7 protein-coding genes and 4 tRNA genes are annotated in these 14,131 nt (G+C 50.4%); 2 read left to right on the top strand and 9 right to left on the bottom strand.

All coding sequences use genetic code 11. The features are described 5' to 3' along the window. Nucleotide 1 precedes the first annotated feature (1 nt). The 4 genes from H6F67_RS01690 to H6F67_RS01705 all read right to left on the bottom strand — a co-directional run bounded on the left by H6F67_RS01690 (nt 2) and on the right by H6F67_RS01705 (nt 585). A tRNA-Glu gene (locus H6F67_RS01690) sits at nt 2-78 on the bottom strand. Between the two features lie 154 nt (nt 79-232). Next, nucleotides 233-303: transfer RNA gene (locus H6F67_RS01695), tRNA-Trp, on the bottom strand. Nucleotides 304-431: 128 nt separating this feature from the next. Continuing rightward, nucleotides 432-505, bottom strand: a tRNA-Arg gene (locus H6F67_RS01700). Between the two features lie 3 nt (nt 506-508). Then, nucleotides 509-585, bottom strand: a tRNA-Glu gene (locus H6F67_RS01705). Nucleotides 586-1,339: 754 nt separating this feature from the next. Between H6F67_RS01705 and H6F67_RS01710 the strand changes: the two genes are divergently transcribed. Beyond that, entirely contained in the window at nt 1,340-4,447 is a 3,108-nt protein-coding gene (locus H6F67_RS01710; protein WP_190762672.1) for a filamentous hemagglutinin N-terminal domain-containing protein, read from the top strand. Nucleotides 4,448-4,461: 14 nt separating this feature from the next. Next, entirely contained in the window at nt 4,462-7,149 is a 2,688-nt protein-coding gene (locus H6F67_RS01715) for a CHAT domain-containing protein (RefSeq protein WP_190762674.1), read from the top strand. On the opposite strand, the gene H6F67_RS01720 is transcribed toward H6F67_RS01715, so the two are convergent. The 5 genes from H6F67_RS01720 to H6F67_RS01740 form a co-directional block, all read right to left on the bottom strand. Further along, entirely contained in the window at nt 7,129-7,902 is a 774-nt protein-coding gene (locus H6F67_RS01720) for a DUF928 domain-containing protein (protein WP_190762676.1), read from the bottom strand. The two genes, H6F67_RS01715 and H6F67_RS01720, sit on opposite strands and share 21 nt — an antisense overlap. Continuing rightward, on the bottom strand, nt 7,883-10,216 hold the full coding sequence (locus H6F67_RS01725) for a CHASE2 domain-containing protein (RefSeq protein ID WP_199304192.1): 2,334 nt from the start codon (nt 10,214-10,216) through the stop codon (nt 7,883-7,885). Before H6F67_RS01725 ends, H6F67_RS01720 begins: the two co-directional genes overlap by 20 nt. A gap of 39 nt (nt 10,217-10,255) precedes the next feature. Continuing rightward, on the bottom strand, nt 10,256-11,131 hold the full coding sequence (locus H6F67_RS01730) for a DUF1822 family protein (RefSeq protein WP_190762678.1): 876 nt from the start codon (nt 11,129-11,131) through the stop codon (nt 10,256-10,258). Nucleotides 11,132-11,199: 68 nt separating this feature from the next. Then, complete coding sequence (locus H6F67_RS01735; protein WP_190762680.1) at nt 11,200-11,877, bottom strand: sigma-70 region 4 domain-containing protein; 678 nt, start codon at nt 11,875-11,877, stop codon at nt 11,200-11,202. A 182-nt stretch (nt 11,878-12,059) separates the two neighbouring features. After that, on the bottom strand, nt 12,060-14,105 hold the full coding sequence (locus H6F67_RS01740; protein ID WP_190762682.1) for an FHA domain-containing protein: 2,046 nt from the start codon (nt 14,103-14,105) through the stop codon (nt 12,060-12,062). Nucleotides 14,106-14,131: the final 26 nt, after the last annotated feature.

The following is a 14,131-nucleotide window of genomic DNA, read 5'->3' on the forward strand; positions in this document are numbered from 1 at the left end:
TTGGCAGTGCCGACGGGAATCGAACCCGCAAACACAAGTTTGAAAGACTTGCGGCTTTACCAGTTTGCCTACGGCACCAAACTTTGAAATTTCTGCTTTCAAGTTTCTACAGTGTGCAAGTTTGAAAAGCTGTTTTAGTCTGCGAACAGACAATAGGATTTGAACCTATAGAACCGATCGAAATCAGTTTTTACCAGTTTGTAAGCTTTCCGAATTGGGGCACACCATAGAACGCACAGACCAGGATTTGAACCCGAACCAAAGGTTTTGGAGACCCTTGTGCTGCCGTTACACCATCTGTGCAGGAGTTGCGGAGTTTAGCTAACACAAATGCAACCCGAAGTTGTTGGAGACGTGGGGAATTGAACCCCATCCTGCAACCGTCCGTTTGTTGGTTTCAGAAGCAGGTGATGCCATCGCGTCCCCACGAGCGAGGATGACAGGAATTGAACCTGTGACCATTTGTTTCGGAAACAAATGCTCTGTCCGTCTGAGCTACATCCTCAATTGGAAGCCGCGACGAGAATTGCACTCGCTTCTCTCTGGCTGAGAACCAGAGCGACTTTTCTAGTCGTCCACACGGCTTTGTCAGGTTGATGATTCAAAAGGTGAACAATTAACGCATTGAACGCATCAACATCAAATGGCAATTTAGTTGTCAAGGTTCAGTCATTGCTGTGGAGTGAGCAGAAATTAAGGAAATCGCTCTTCCAGAAAATAGTTTTAAGATTGCGTAGCGATCGAACCTACTGCGATTCAGATAGCTTTTTGGAACTCAATGGCTTTTCTTGCCAAGGCATAGAAGCACCAAGAAGATCAGCCGTTAAGAATGAAGTCTTTAGTTGAAGATTCAAGCATGGCAGCGATCGTTCAGTGAGTCGTTCATTGGATTGCTCCTTTCTCATCTCATGCTACAAGCGTAATACAATATGCTACATAGCGTCAAGGGGGTACTACAACTTTTTTGGATTTTTTTCGAGAAGGGGAAGGACGAGCGCAACAAAATCGCAATAAAAATGTCTGTAATGCCCTCTCTGTCTCGATCGCACTTCCTACAAAACAAACCCTGCCCCTAGTGATTCAGGAGCAGGGAAAAAAAATTCGATGGATTCCCTGCAATTGCTCAGATTGGCAAACTTGATGCAGCGTGTTCTTCATAAAAATACACGGTTAGAATTTGCCAAACAGGTTGAGAATGAGCGCTAGAGTTATCCGCTCGATCGCACCATCAATGCTACACAAACTACATTTCGATCTCAGCGAGATGCGATATGCTGGCAGCTATTCGAGTTTGTCATGAAAGGTGTAGTCGCTCAAAATTTCGATCAGGGGAATGCAGATGAGTGGAAGTTGGAAGCTGTGGTCTGCCTGCTTGCTTGCTAGTGGAGCGATCGCCTTCTCTACTGATGCTGCGCTTGCCCAAAACCGCCCCGATGCTGACATAAGCCTGGGCAGTGCAAGCTCGATCGTCATACCAGAAGGAGAGTTGCGCGATCGAATTGAGGGCGGAGCAAGACATGGTGCAAACCTACTGCATAGCTTTGAGCAATTCAATATCGGTGAAGGGCGATCGGCTTACTTTGTTGATCCCGGTGGTGGCATTGAAAACATTCTGGCTCGTGTCACAGGAGAGCGATCGCAAATTGACGGCACGTTAGGCGTATTAGGCGACGCCAACCTATTTTTGTTGAACCCTAGGGGCATCGTTTTTGGCCCCAATGCTCGCCTCGATCTGCGAGGTTCTTTTGTTGCCAGCAGTGCCGATCGAATCCAATTCGATCAGGGAGATTTCAGCGCTGATCCACAAGCACCATTGCCTCCAATCACAATTAGTGTGCCAATTGGTTTGCAGTATGGAGCACAACAACCAGCAAACATTCGGGTTGAAGGATCATTAGAAGTTGATCCAGGAGAAAATTTAATTTTAGCAGGCGGCAGCATTCGGCTTGATAGTGGTAATTTGCTTGCACCAGGCGGACAAGTTGATTTAGCTGGAGTCGGTGGAGCCGGAACGCTAAGTTTTTTTGAAAATCAAGTGCGGTTACGATCGATCGCGGCCAACATCGATCGCGCAGATATCACGCTCGCGAATGGCGCTTTCGTCAGTGTTCGGGCTGAAAACAGCGGAGGGATTTCGATCGACGCCCAAAATTTCACCCTCACAGAAACGAGCGGATTGATTGCTGGAATTTTAGATTCAGCACCGACTGGTTTTCGTGCTGGAAACATTGAGGTAAATGCATTGGGAGAAGTTCGCCTGAGCGACAATAGTTTCATCAGCAATCGAATTTTTTCTGAAGCATTTGGTGAAGGTGGTGATATCAATATTAATGCTGGTTTGCTGTTGCTTGAAAGCGGTTCTCAACTGAATACGGTTGCTTCAGGAGGTACTGCCGGGGATATTACTATTAATGCCGCTCGTCGCATTGAAGTGTCTGGCGGTAGTTTGCCGACTGGCAATACAAGAGAAGCCGAATTAATTCCGGTCAGCCAACTTCAAAGGCTCCTTCCTGATGGCTCTCCTGAAAGATTTGCTAGTGCAATCAATACTTCACTGTTTCCGGGCGGTGAAGGTCAAGGCGGCAACATTGAAATTACAGCACCCCAAATTGTAGTTGATGGAGGAGCCGCTTTGGTTGCCAGCACTTTTGGTGAAGGTGGGGCAGGCAACCTCACAATTACTGCTCCCGATCAAGTGCTTTTGGAGGGCGAAGACAGCTTTGGATTTGCGAGTACGGCTTCAAGTCGTGTTGAATCCGGGGCTAGAGGCGACGGTGGCAATATTTTCGTCAATACCGATCGTTTGCGAATGATTGAAGGTGCTGAAATGACGGTGACAACAACTAGCAATGGCAACGCGGGCAGTATCTTCTTGAATGTGCAAGATAGCATTCGACTTAGCGGCATCGGTAGTAATGGATTTCCGACTAGCCTGAATAGTCAGGTTCTCAATAATGGTGTGGGTCGTGGTGGCAGAATTGTAGTTCTCGATCGATCAAACACAAGGCTGGTTGAACTCACAGACGGTGCTGCAATTCAAACAAGGACGCTGGAAAGAGGAGGAGGAAGAGGAGGAGACATTGAAATTAATACTGACCGATTGATTGTGCAGAGTGGTTCAAGAATTACGACTGCAACAAGCGGTCGTTTTCGAGCAGGTAATCTAGTTGTCAATGCGAGCGATCGAGTTGAAGTGAGCGGTCAAAACGGCAGTGAACCAAGCCAGCTCAATTTTAGTACTTCTAATGCAGGCAATGCTGGTGTTTTAAGAGTCAATACACCGCGATTATTGATCAATAGTGGCGGGCAGATTATTGGGAATACAAGTGGAGGTGGAAGAGGTGGATTTATCTTTGTGGATGCCCCGCTTTTTGTGTCCGTGCAAGGAGCTGGAAGTCAGTTAGATTTCAACTCTGACAGTGAAGGGAATGCAAGAGGAGTTGAAATTCAAACTGGGCGATTAATCGTTCAAGATGGAGCCTCTGTTTCTGCAAGTGCTTCTGCAACTGGAGATGGCGGAATTCTACGAGTAGATGCTGATGAATCAGTTACAGTTGCAGGACAAGATAGTCGCTTGGCGTTCGACACCAGCGGCGAAGGCAATGCGAGAGGCATCAACATTGAAACTGGACAGTTGATCGCTCAAGACGGAGGATTGATCACCGTCAGCAGTGGTGACACCGGAAACGGCAATCCCGGAAACTTAGTCGTTACAGCAGACTCAATTTTTCTGCAAAACGCAGGAAGTCTCACTGCTGAAACGCGATCGAATCAGGGCGGCAACATTCGTCTGAATGTTGAAGAATCAGTGCTGATGCGTGATAGCAGCTTGATCTCAGCTTCGGCACGGCAAGACGCAAACGGCGGCAACGTTACGATTGTGACTCCTGATGGCTTCGTGCTAGCGGTGCTGTCGGAGAACAGCGATATTTTGGCGGTGGCGGAGGACGGCGATGGCGGCAGAGCAACTGCCAGAGCAGCAGGGGTATTTGGCTTTCGAGAACTCTTGCGCGGCGATCCGACGCCAGAGAGCGATTTTACGGCTGATTCAGAGTCGGGTAGACCCGGAGTTGTCGTTATCGAGACGCAAGAACAAGACTTGCAGGATGTGCCTGTTGATTTTTTGCGGACTGAAATTGCCCAAGGCTGCGAGGCAAGGGGCGACGAGTCGCAAAGTGAATTTGTCGTGACGGGCAGTGCCGGATTGCCCGCCTCAGATCCATCGGAGAGCGGCGATCTATGGGAAGATTTGCGTCCGCCAGATGCCAATGCCAGCTCGATCGATTCCGCCTCCAATTCCGCGCCTGTGCCTGCCCCTGTGGAGTCGATCGTGGAGTCGCAAGGCTGGGTGATCGGTGAGAATGGCGAAGTGCTGCTCGTGGCTCAAGCGCCCGCACCCACACCACAGTCGCCCGCACCCGTGCCGATCGCCTGCCCAACGCCATAAGTTAGGAGAAAGCGGTGATTCGATTGATGCGCTGGCGATGCGATTTTCGTTGGGTTGTGCTGTTTTTGCTGGGCTTGATCTGGGCGATCGGCCTCAGTTCGATTTCGATTGCTGCATTTGCCTCGACACCAGCCGATCGGCTGACTGAGCAGGGCAGAACTTTTTACAGCGATCGACAGTTTGATCAGGCGGTGAATCGCTGGCAGCAGGCCGAACAAACCTATGAGCAGCAAGGCGATCGCCTCGCCCAAGCGCAGACGTTGGCGTATCTCTCACTCGCCTATCAGCAGCTTGGACAGTGGCCGCAAGCACAAGCGGCGATCGATCACTGTTTTGATCTTCTAGAAAACACTGACAGTCAAGATGAGCGATCGCAAATTCTGGCGCAGGCGCTCAACATTCGCGGACGCTTGGAGTTTTCGTTAGGACAATCAGAGACGGCGCTGGCAACTTGGCAGCAGGCCACCGCAGTTTATCAGCAGCGCAGCGATCGCGTTGGCGTAACGGGCAGCTTGATCAATCAGGCGCAAGCACTAGAGGCAATCGGTTTGTCGCGTCGTGCCTGTGTCACTTTGCTGGAGGCTTTGGAGATTTCCAGCAGTTGCGATCGCGCTGACTTTGCAAACCTCGAATTCATCTTAAATCGGTTGCAAGCTCAGCCTGACTTGCAAGTGCAAGCGTTGGGCTTTCGCAATTTGGGAAATGTGCTGCGACTGGTCGGATATTTCGAGCAGTCCAAGCAGGTTTTAGAGCGCAGTTTGAGCCTGCAAGTAAACGCTGCAACGCTGCTGAGCTTAGGAGAAACCGATCGATCGCTGTACGAGCAGGCCAAAAATGAAGCCGATCGATTTCGATCGAATGAAAATCGCAATGCGGTTAAAGCGCGTGCAGAACAAGCGTTGAGCTACTATCAGCAGGCGATCGATGCTGCTCAAACTGAGCTACAGCAAATTCAGGTGCAACTGCGGCAGCTTAGTTTGCTGCTGGACTTGCAGCAGTGGTATCGATCGATCGATGCGGCCTCGGATGCAGAAACGCTACAGCTTCAAATTCAACCGCTGCTGAATGCTTTGTACGGCGGCGATGCGCTCAATCAGCTTCCCGTCAGTCAAGCGGCGATCGCGGCGCGACTTCAGATAGCTCAACTGCTGCAAGTCCAGCAGCCAACGACTGCGACAGAACAACTGCAACTGCTGAGGACTGCGGTTCAACAAGCGCAAGAACTGGGTGATCCGCGATCGATTTCTGCCGCCTTGGGCAGTTTAGGCCGCTTTTATGAACAGACTGGCGAGGCCGCAAATGTGCAGCAGGCGCAGCAGCAGACCGAGCAGGCCTTGAACATCGCGCAGGCGCAGCAAGCTTGGGATCTAGCCTATCGCTGGCAGTGGCAGCTAGGACGGCTGTATGCCGCGCAGGGAGAACCCGATCGCGCGATCGCCTACTACCAAGCGGCGATCGAAACGCTGGAAGTTGTGCGGAGTAATCTGCTGGCGCTTGATGCCGAGGTGCAGTTGTCGTTTCGATCGGATGTGGAGCCAGTCTATCGTGAGCTAGCGGCACTGCTGTTAGCCAATCCGACTCAGGCGAATCTGAAGCTGACCGTCGAGACGATCGAAGGCTTGCAAGTGAGCGAACTGGAGAATTTCTTGCGCTGCAATCTCAGCCGCACGGTGGCGATCGATCGAGATCAAATCGATTCTGAGACGGCGATCGTCTACACGATTTTGCTGCCCGATCGCTTGAGCGTCATTCTCAATCCGCTGCACTCCGATCAGCTTTACCTTTACACGCAAGCGATCGCAACTCGCGAACTAAATGCAACGGTGCGATCGTTGCGCGAAGCGTTGCAGAATGAAGACGCGATTTTGCCAGAAAGGTTAGCTTTGGCACAGCAGGCGTATGACTGGCTGATTCGCCCGTTTCACGCAGTTTTGCACGATTCTTCGGTGCAGACCTTGGTTTTTGTGTTGGATGGAGCGCTCCGCAACATTCCAATGGCCGCTCTGCATGACGGTCAGCACTATTTGATTGAAGATTATGCGATCGCGCTGACGCCCGGACTGCAACTGCTGCAAGCGCAGCCGCTACAGGCTCGGCTGGATGCGATCGGCTTTGGTTTGTCTGAAGCGCGACTTGGTTTTACGCCACTCGCTTACGTTCCTGCTGAACTTGAAGAAATCAAAGCGGAAATTCCCGCTCAAATTCGGCTCAATCAGCAGTTCACCAGTGCGGCCTTTCGCGATGTGATGCTCACTTCACCCGCTTCGATCGTGCATCTGGCGACGCACGGCAGCTTCAGCTCTGTCTTGCGCGACACGTTCATCTTGACTTGGGATCAGCGGCTCAACATTGACAATCTCAGCAATATTCTTCGCAGCCGCGACGAAGGCACAACAGACCCGATCGAACTTTTAGTTTTAAGCGCCTGCCAAACGGCAACGGGCGACGATCGCGCGGCTTTGGGGCTGGCAGGTGTGGCCGTGCGATCGGGCGCACGCAGCACGATCGCTTCACTCTGGTCGATTAACGACGAGGCGACTGCCGAACTGATGCAGCAGTTTTACCAGTTTTTGGCTGAAGAGCGATCGACCCTCAGTCGTGCCGAAGCGTTGCGTCGATCGCAGCTAGCGCTGCTGTCTGATCCCGATCGCCAATCTCCTTACTATTGGGCGGCTTTTGTGTTAGTCGGCAACTGGTTGTGAGGTGCAGCAGTCGAGAATGGGCGCGTTGGCGATCGATCCGAGATTGACAGAATCGAGCAAGCTTGACCAGTCCGTTTGCAGTTGAGCATGATTCGGCTGAGTTTGCCGCAGTTGAATGAGTGCCGTCAGCGTTTCTTGCCAAATGCCGTTGGCTGCATAAAGGGCAATTTGCTCTTGGGCAGAGGCGGCTTCTAGCTGCGCGGCCAAGGCTGGATCAAGCGAAATTCGGCGCACCGTTCCTCGCACAAACGGATTCATGCTGGCTTCACCGGGAGTTTCGTTGATGCGAAATCGCCAAGTGTAATCTCGATCGACCTCGATCGGCTGCGCTAGGCGAATTCCAACAATTCCCGCCTCGCCGCTCAAAACAATTTGCTGCCGCAGCGGTTGACCTTGCGGATCAAATAAGGTCAGTTCTGCGGAAACCTGTCCTCCTTGATCGGGCACATAAAACCAGAAGGTCGGAAATTCGCTGACGGTTCGCGTTGGAGTCTCTTCACCCGGTAGCGCACAGGCTTCGGGCTGTGCGGCAATTTCAGTTGGCTTGGGAGACACCGCCAGCAACTCCTGCAAGCATCCGCGTGTTGCCAGAGAAGAAGGTGGAGTCGTTGGACTCGTCGGCTGCCCTGTATCGCTAAACGTCAGGCTTTTGGTGTAGCCAGATGAATCCAACGCCAAGCTCGATCGCCCTCCAAGCAGCGCGATCGCCAACACCAACCCCAAGTAGCTGAAACTAACGAACCGTCGATTCATGATGACTCCTATTTGTAGATGACCCAATTGCCAAGCCTGCCGCCGTCACGAGAAAAGCGATCGCAGCCGGAACGATGGGTATCCAGCCGCCGCGCAGCAGCACCAGAGCGCAGCACCCATACAGCGCACCAAGACCCACCACTACGGCCAGCCACAGCCGCCACGATCGAGCCGGAGCCAGCCACTGCCAGCCGAGCGCAACCATGCCACCCGCGATCGCCCAGATGCCAATCCACAGACATTCCGCCCACTCCGGCCACCACCACAAGAGCGGACGGCGATCGAGAACCGCGCTGATGATTTGGCTAATCATTTGCGCGTGGATGATCACGCCCGCTGTCCGTCGAGCGGCAGAAGATCGATAGGGCGTGGCGTGTACATCGTTGTTGTCGGCAGTCACACCGATGAGAATGAGGCGATCGCGCACTCGATCGGCAAGCTGACTGTCTGACGCATCGCCCAGCAAATCGCGCAGGGAGATTTGAGGCGGCGCAGCCGAACGGTAGTTGAGCAAAATCTGGTAGCCGTTGGCTTCAGTAGGCGCAAGCTGGTAGCCGCCAGAATGATGCGCCAGCCGAGGAAATCGCACATCTCCAATCACCACTTCACCTGCCGGATTGCGCTGAGGCGGAGCAATATTCTCTGACGCTAAAAAGCTCAAGGCCATCTGCAAACTGAGCGATAAGCTGGTCGGACAAGCTTCACTCGCCGTCATGCCCAAAAGCTGCCGCCGCATCACGCCGTCAAAGTCGGTTACGGCATCGCTAAACCCGATCGCTGGCGCAATTCCGGGCGGCGGGGCAATGCTGGGATTGTCTTCGCTGGCACTCACTTTGCAAATGGCAACGAATCCGGGCGTTTCCTTGAGTGCCTGTGCCAATTCTGGCTCGAAGGGAAAATCGTGATAAATATCCAGTCCGATCGCCCTTGGTTGATACGGCTGTAATCGCTGAATGACTTGCAGCAAGGCGCGATCGCTCAGTGATCCCCGTCGCGCCATTCCCATCTGGTCTTGATATTGAATATCGGCTTCGCTGACGCTGACAATCAAAATGCGATCGTCTGGCGGTTCAGCCAAACGCCGCTGCACCAGTTGGTCGAACGCCCGTAGCTCAAAGCGTTGCAGCCAGCCGATCGATCGCACTCCCACAATCAAGCTTGTCACCAAGGCGGCGATCAGCAGCAGCACTTTCACCCGCTTCCAGATGTCGCGATCGGACTGACGCCGGAGTGTCGCGCCGCGCAAGCTTTGCCAGGTAGACGGCGACTCAGAAGCGTTCTGACAAATCACGGGAAGCCAACTGGCGCAGGGAAAATTGCCTTCCCAGCCCTGCAAGCGTTCTCGCGATCGCCGCACTGCCAGATACAGCGAATCGCCAGCCGCAAACGCAATCAAAAACTGCTTGAGAAATTCCTGGGCAATTCGATCGGGCACAGGTTCGCGCATTGCGATCGCGCACGGCAAATGGACTTGCTCTAGCTGACTGACCAGCCCCAAGCCATCACAGGAATTGAAAATTGCCAGCCGCAACCCCTGCGCGATCGCCTGCCTCAGCCCATAGCGCAATTCATCGAGCGTCAGGCTTTCGCGATCGTTGATGAAGATGCGCCCCTGTTGCGCGTTCGTTTCGCTGTGTCCGGCAAAGAAAAGAATGTCCCAAGGCTGATTCCACAGGCGATCGTTGATCTCGTGCCGTTGCGGTTCCACCAAAAACTGCACAGCGGCATCTGGCAGGCTGGCGAGTAGCTGGCGATCGGCCTGAATGTCGATGCCTCTGCTGTTGCCCAAAATCGCCAAAATTCGCACTTTTCCTTTTCGTCGATCGTGAACTTCGATCCGCTGAGCGATCGACGCGCAAAATCCGACTTCTGCCTGCGTGTAGCGATCGAGCAGATCCCAAAGATGCCAAGGCAGATGCCGCAGGTTGCGATCTTCGGTGCGAATCAAAATGCGAATTGGTTCATTCAAACTCAACGCTTCGCGCAGGCGTTTGTCGATCGCCGCAAACGCATCGGAAGCGAGCCAGCGCGTCAAACTCTGCCCCAACTCTTGCGCCCAGCGACGACATTCCATCTGCTGAATCGAGCCGCCATAGAAAATTTCTTTCGGCTTAATGCGGCTGGCGACATCCAGCGATCGATAAGACTGCTGCCAATGATGTAGCCGTGTAACCAGTTCAGGATTGGCGGGCAGTGCACCGCTCGCTTCGAGAAAAGGGCGATCGCCTTCCTGACTCACTTCCAGGCTGACGCGAAATCCCTGCTCAAAATCACCCTCAAATTTCAGAATAATTAATTTCCCAAGCATCAGCATTGCAACAGCCTCGGATGCAAAGAGGATTGAGCGATCGCGTCAGACCACAAACGCCTCAGTCACGCTGGCATCATTAAGGGCAATCTTAATGCTAAATTGCTCTCCCCAAACGGCACTAAATTTAAGCTGAATCATTTCGGTGCTGCGAGCTTGTGCCTGCATTACTGAAGCTCCTGCCGCATCTAAAATCGCCAACTCTAGCTCGCTTGGAAGCTGAGCGGTGCTGTCTTCCGAGCAAATCCGCACCCAGACATCAACCTCTGCTTCTGCGATCGCCAAAACGCCAATTACTAGGACAATTTGCGCTCCATTCAATCCGATCGACTTGGCGCGTAACGTCGGGGTAGCCGACTCGACCGAACTTCTAAAGCTCAAAAGCGGCTCTCTCAACAGTTGATCGATCGTAGACCAGCCTGCTTCCACCGCCCCCTGAAGCCACTGCCCAAGCTGAGCGATCGCCGCAGGCTTTGCAGGTTCGATCGTGCCCAGATAATCAACGAGATCATCGAGCGATCGAAGCTGATCGAAAGATAGTTCTTCAGTCGTAACGGTCGAGGCAAATCCTAATAAGATTGCTTCTTGCAAATCAGCATCTAACTGTACCGCAATAAAGCCAATTCGCTCTTTCCAAACTTCTCTTGGAACATAGCAAATCGTTTGATGAGGTAAAACGGGACGACACTCTAACTTACCTTTGTGAGCAATTTGCAAATCAGCAACATCTGCTAGCGTGTGGGCGATCGCATTCCAGCTATCGCTCGCCTCTAGTTCAATTTCAATTCCCAACCATTTCAGATACTGACTAACTGCATAAACAGCTAAGGTATTGAGATAAACCTGCTTGGCTTTCTTCGTATCAGACTGTTGCTGTCGAAACTGCTGCGCCATCTGATGCGCTTTGAGAGGAATCGGCATAGTGAAAGTTGAATGCTCTGTAAAGTAATCTTTGTTCATATCGCTTATATCTCTTCAAATCGCATTGGCTACAGCAGGTATTCCTTAAATTTAGGCGTAAATTTGGTCAAGCTGCGCTGGTAGAAGCTACTCAAAGTTTGAGCGTTCATGTTTAGCTCTGAAGCAATTTCCTGCCAAGAGTAGCCCGCCATGCGTCTAAGTGCTAACACCTGAAAGTTGGCGTTCGGAGAATTTGCAACGCAAGCAGCTTGAAACAGTCCTTCTGGATCGTCTTCTAAACAGGCTGCAACTTCTTGAGACAAAGAAGGAATCAGTTGTGGATTCACTTCACTTGGATTGTTGCGATCGAGGTCATCGATCGTTACTCGTTGAATTCGCCTCGGATCAACTCCTTGATGCACTACAGGTAAAATCTCGCGGCTTGCCTCAATAAAAAACCGCTGATTTAATAGAAAATTCATCCACTGCAATACCTCACCGCGATCGGGTGAATAGGAATCGATCTTCTCGCAAACATAAGCAAATAATCGCTGCACCGCTTCGGCATAAATCTCTTCATAAAACTCCTGAAACTGATTGCGACGGGGACGACTCAGGCGCTTCGATCGCGAAACTGCATTGAGTAGTCGGCTCAGTGCCCGCTGTCGCGCTTGACTTTTGGGGGGATGCTGCTGGGCTTCCATTGCAAGGTGTTTGAGTCGATCGTCGAGTGAGTGCTGGTCAAAACCGTTATCTTGTTGATTCATCGTGCTTAGCAGAACTTGTCTTCTGGTCGCATCGCTGTGGAGATTACCCTCTACACATTATTCTCAGAATAAGGTTGCCGTTTTTACGCATGAGCCGTTATTTTTTATCAAAAAGCTGCGATGTACTACTGTTATGAGTATGAAGCGCTGACGGGGCGATCGAAAGTACTCTCTGCATATTATTATTTTCCTAGCATCCGCTGAACTCGTTCTCGAATGGTGTAAAGGCTTTTCAGCTTGGCTTCTAATTTTTTTGATTGCTCTTTGTACTCCTTATAGCGTTCAGGGTTACAGCGATCGACAGGCGATTGTTTAACCTGACTTTCTGCTGCTTCAAGGTAGAGTCTCAGCTCTCGTTCAAAGCGGTTCATTTCCTCTTTGAAAGTAGCTTTTAAGATTCTTGCTAGCTTCTCAGCAAAACGAGATTTAACTGTTTTTTGATAGTAGGACTTTAGGTCGAGCCTAATTTTATCTGACGTTTTATGTATCTCAGCTTTTTTGTCATTTTGATAGCTTTTATAAAGTTTGCAAAGCAGCCAGAAAATCACCCCTAGCGCTAGAAAAATCAAAAGATTAGAGCTAGTAATCTGCTTGTTCACGCTTCTGATAAAGCTGCCTCTACTTAATCCCAAAAAGCTTAACAAAAATAAAATGCTCATAACTTGGAACACAGAACTGCGAATTTTCTTGATTGAAAAACTCAAAATAGATGTAGGATGATACTCGACTCGATCGAGCACTTTTCTTAGAGACACGCGAAACACCGACTGCATGTCGATCTTTTGACAAATCGATGGAGCAAAATACTGACCGCTAGTTTTAGATGTTGACTCTAGTAAAGTTTGCGATCGAGCAATCAAGCCTTCAACTCCACCGTTGCCATACTGCCAGCAGATCCTTTCCCATTCGGCTTCAGCCCAATCGAGCAATTCTTCCTCACAAAACTGCATCAAATAATCGTTGACATTGCATTCACAGTTTTTTACCGCTAGCTTCAAAAACTTCTTATTCTCATGCTTAATAACTTGTGCTTCCATGTTGTCAATCACATCAGAAAGTCTATGTAGAATACTGCTGACTAAAGAATCGTCCAGCAAATCTTGTTTGGACTGTTCAAGGGCAGCATCTACTATTTCACTTAAGCTCGATCGCTGCTCAAAAATTTGTTTTAGCAAAGCTGATTTATCTTCCGACTTCTCTCTCACTCTGCTTTGCGATCGCTGCTTTTCAGTTTCTTCGATCTGCTGGGCGATCGATGCTTGATGAGCCAACAGCATTTCTTCTACACTTGAGATCCAAGTGATTGTTTGAAGTACAGCATTTTGAATTTTGCGCTCAGTAATTTGCTTTGAATTGAGCAATGTCATCTGCTGACACAAAATCTCTAATTCTACAGGAGTGCTTGACTGCTGCAATTCACTGACTGCTTCGATCGTCTGCTCAGGAAAAGTAACTAGAAAAACATGGGTAGGTGGAGCAGAACAAGCTAGCTCTAAAACCGCTATTTCTTCCGCTGACAATTCTTTAGAATCAGTAACCAGAAAAACAATACATCCCTTGAAGTATTCAAGTGAGAGACTTTCAGATTCAATCTTCTCTAAAGCGATCGAATGCTCAAACAGCAATTCTGGACTTTGAGCACCAGGATATCGATCGCCTAAAACCACTCGATCGCCTGATTTGAGAATGCGAGTCTCGGTTAGACGCTCTCCATTAATGTAGGTTCCATTGCGACAGCAATCACTATTTCTAACGTGCCATTCATGAGCAGAAGTTCGATCGCTTCCCGAACAAAAATGTATTTCCAAATGTTGACCACTGACCCGTATGTAGTGATCAGGAATATGAAAATCGCAGCCTGGTTGCCGCCCAACCGTTAAGATTGGCTTTGTTGAGAGTGCATAGTGTCGCGTTGTCTCTGGTTGCTCTTGCAGGATTAGAAAAGCTGAAGAGGTAGCTTTCAGTTCTCCTACTTCTGATTTCGTTAATTCCTGTACTTGAAGTTGATAAATGCTGTCCAGAGCCGGATAAGAGTTGAAACGCTGCCGAAAAGATTCTGCTAACGCGACATCTGCACTGAGAACGTAGACATTCAGCTTGTCGAATTCTAGGTTGCTTCTAATTTGCTTAAGGTGGTGGATCGCGTTTTGAACTGATTGCAGCGAATTATCAGCAATTAGCTGTTGCAATTCCTGAATATGATTGAGTAGTTTGGATTTGGATAGCATGTCGATCGTCAGAAGTAGAGTTTCCG

The sequence above is a fragment of the Microcoleus sp. FACHB-1515 genome (assembly GCF_014696105.1).
GTDB lineage: Bacteria > Cyanobacteriota > Cyanobacteriia > Elainellales > Elainellaceae > JAAUTJ01.

What these genes read in the sequence shown, in the direction of transcription:
- H6F67_RS01730 (WP_190762678.1), bottom strand. Translation starts at nt 11,131, where the DNA reads ATGCCGATTCCTCTCAAAGCGCATCAGATGGCGCAGCAGTTTCGACAG.
- H6F67_RS01710 (WP_190762672.1), top strand. Translation starts at nt 1,340, where the DNA reads ATGAGTGGAAGTTGGAAGCTGTGGTCTGCCTGCTTGCTTGCTAGTGGA.
- H6F67_RS01735 (WP_190762680.1), bottom strand. Translation starts at nt 11,877, where the DNA reads ATGAATCAACAAGATAACGGTTTTGACCAGCACTCACTCGACGATCGA.
- H6F67_RS01740 (WP_190762682.1), bottom strand. Translation starts at nt 14,105, where the DNA reads ATGCTATCCAAATCCAAACTACTCAATCATATTCAGGAATTGCAACAG.
- H6F67_RS01720 (WP_190762676.1), bottom strand. Translation starts at nt 7,902, where the DNA reads ATGAATCGACGGTTCGTTAGTTTCAGCTACTTGGGGTTGGTGTTGGCG.
- H6F67_RS01725 (WP_199304192.1), bottom strand. Translation starts at nt 10,216, where the DNA reads ATGCTGATGCTTGGGAAATTAATTATTCTGAAATTTGAGGGTGATTTT.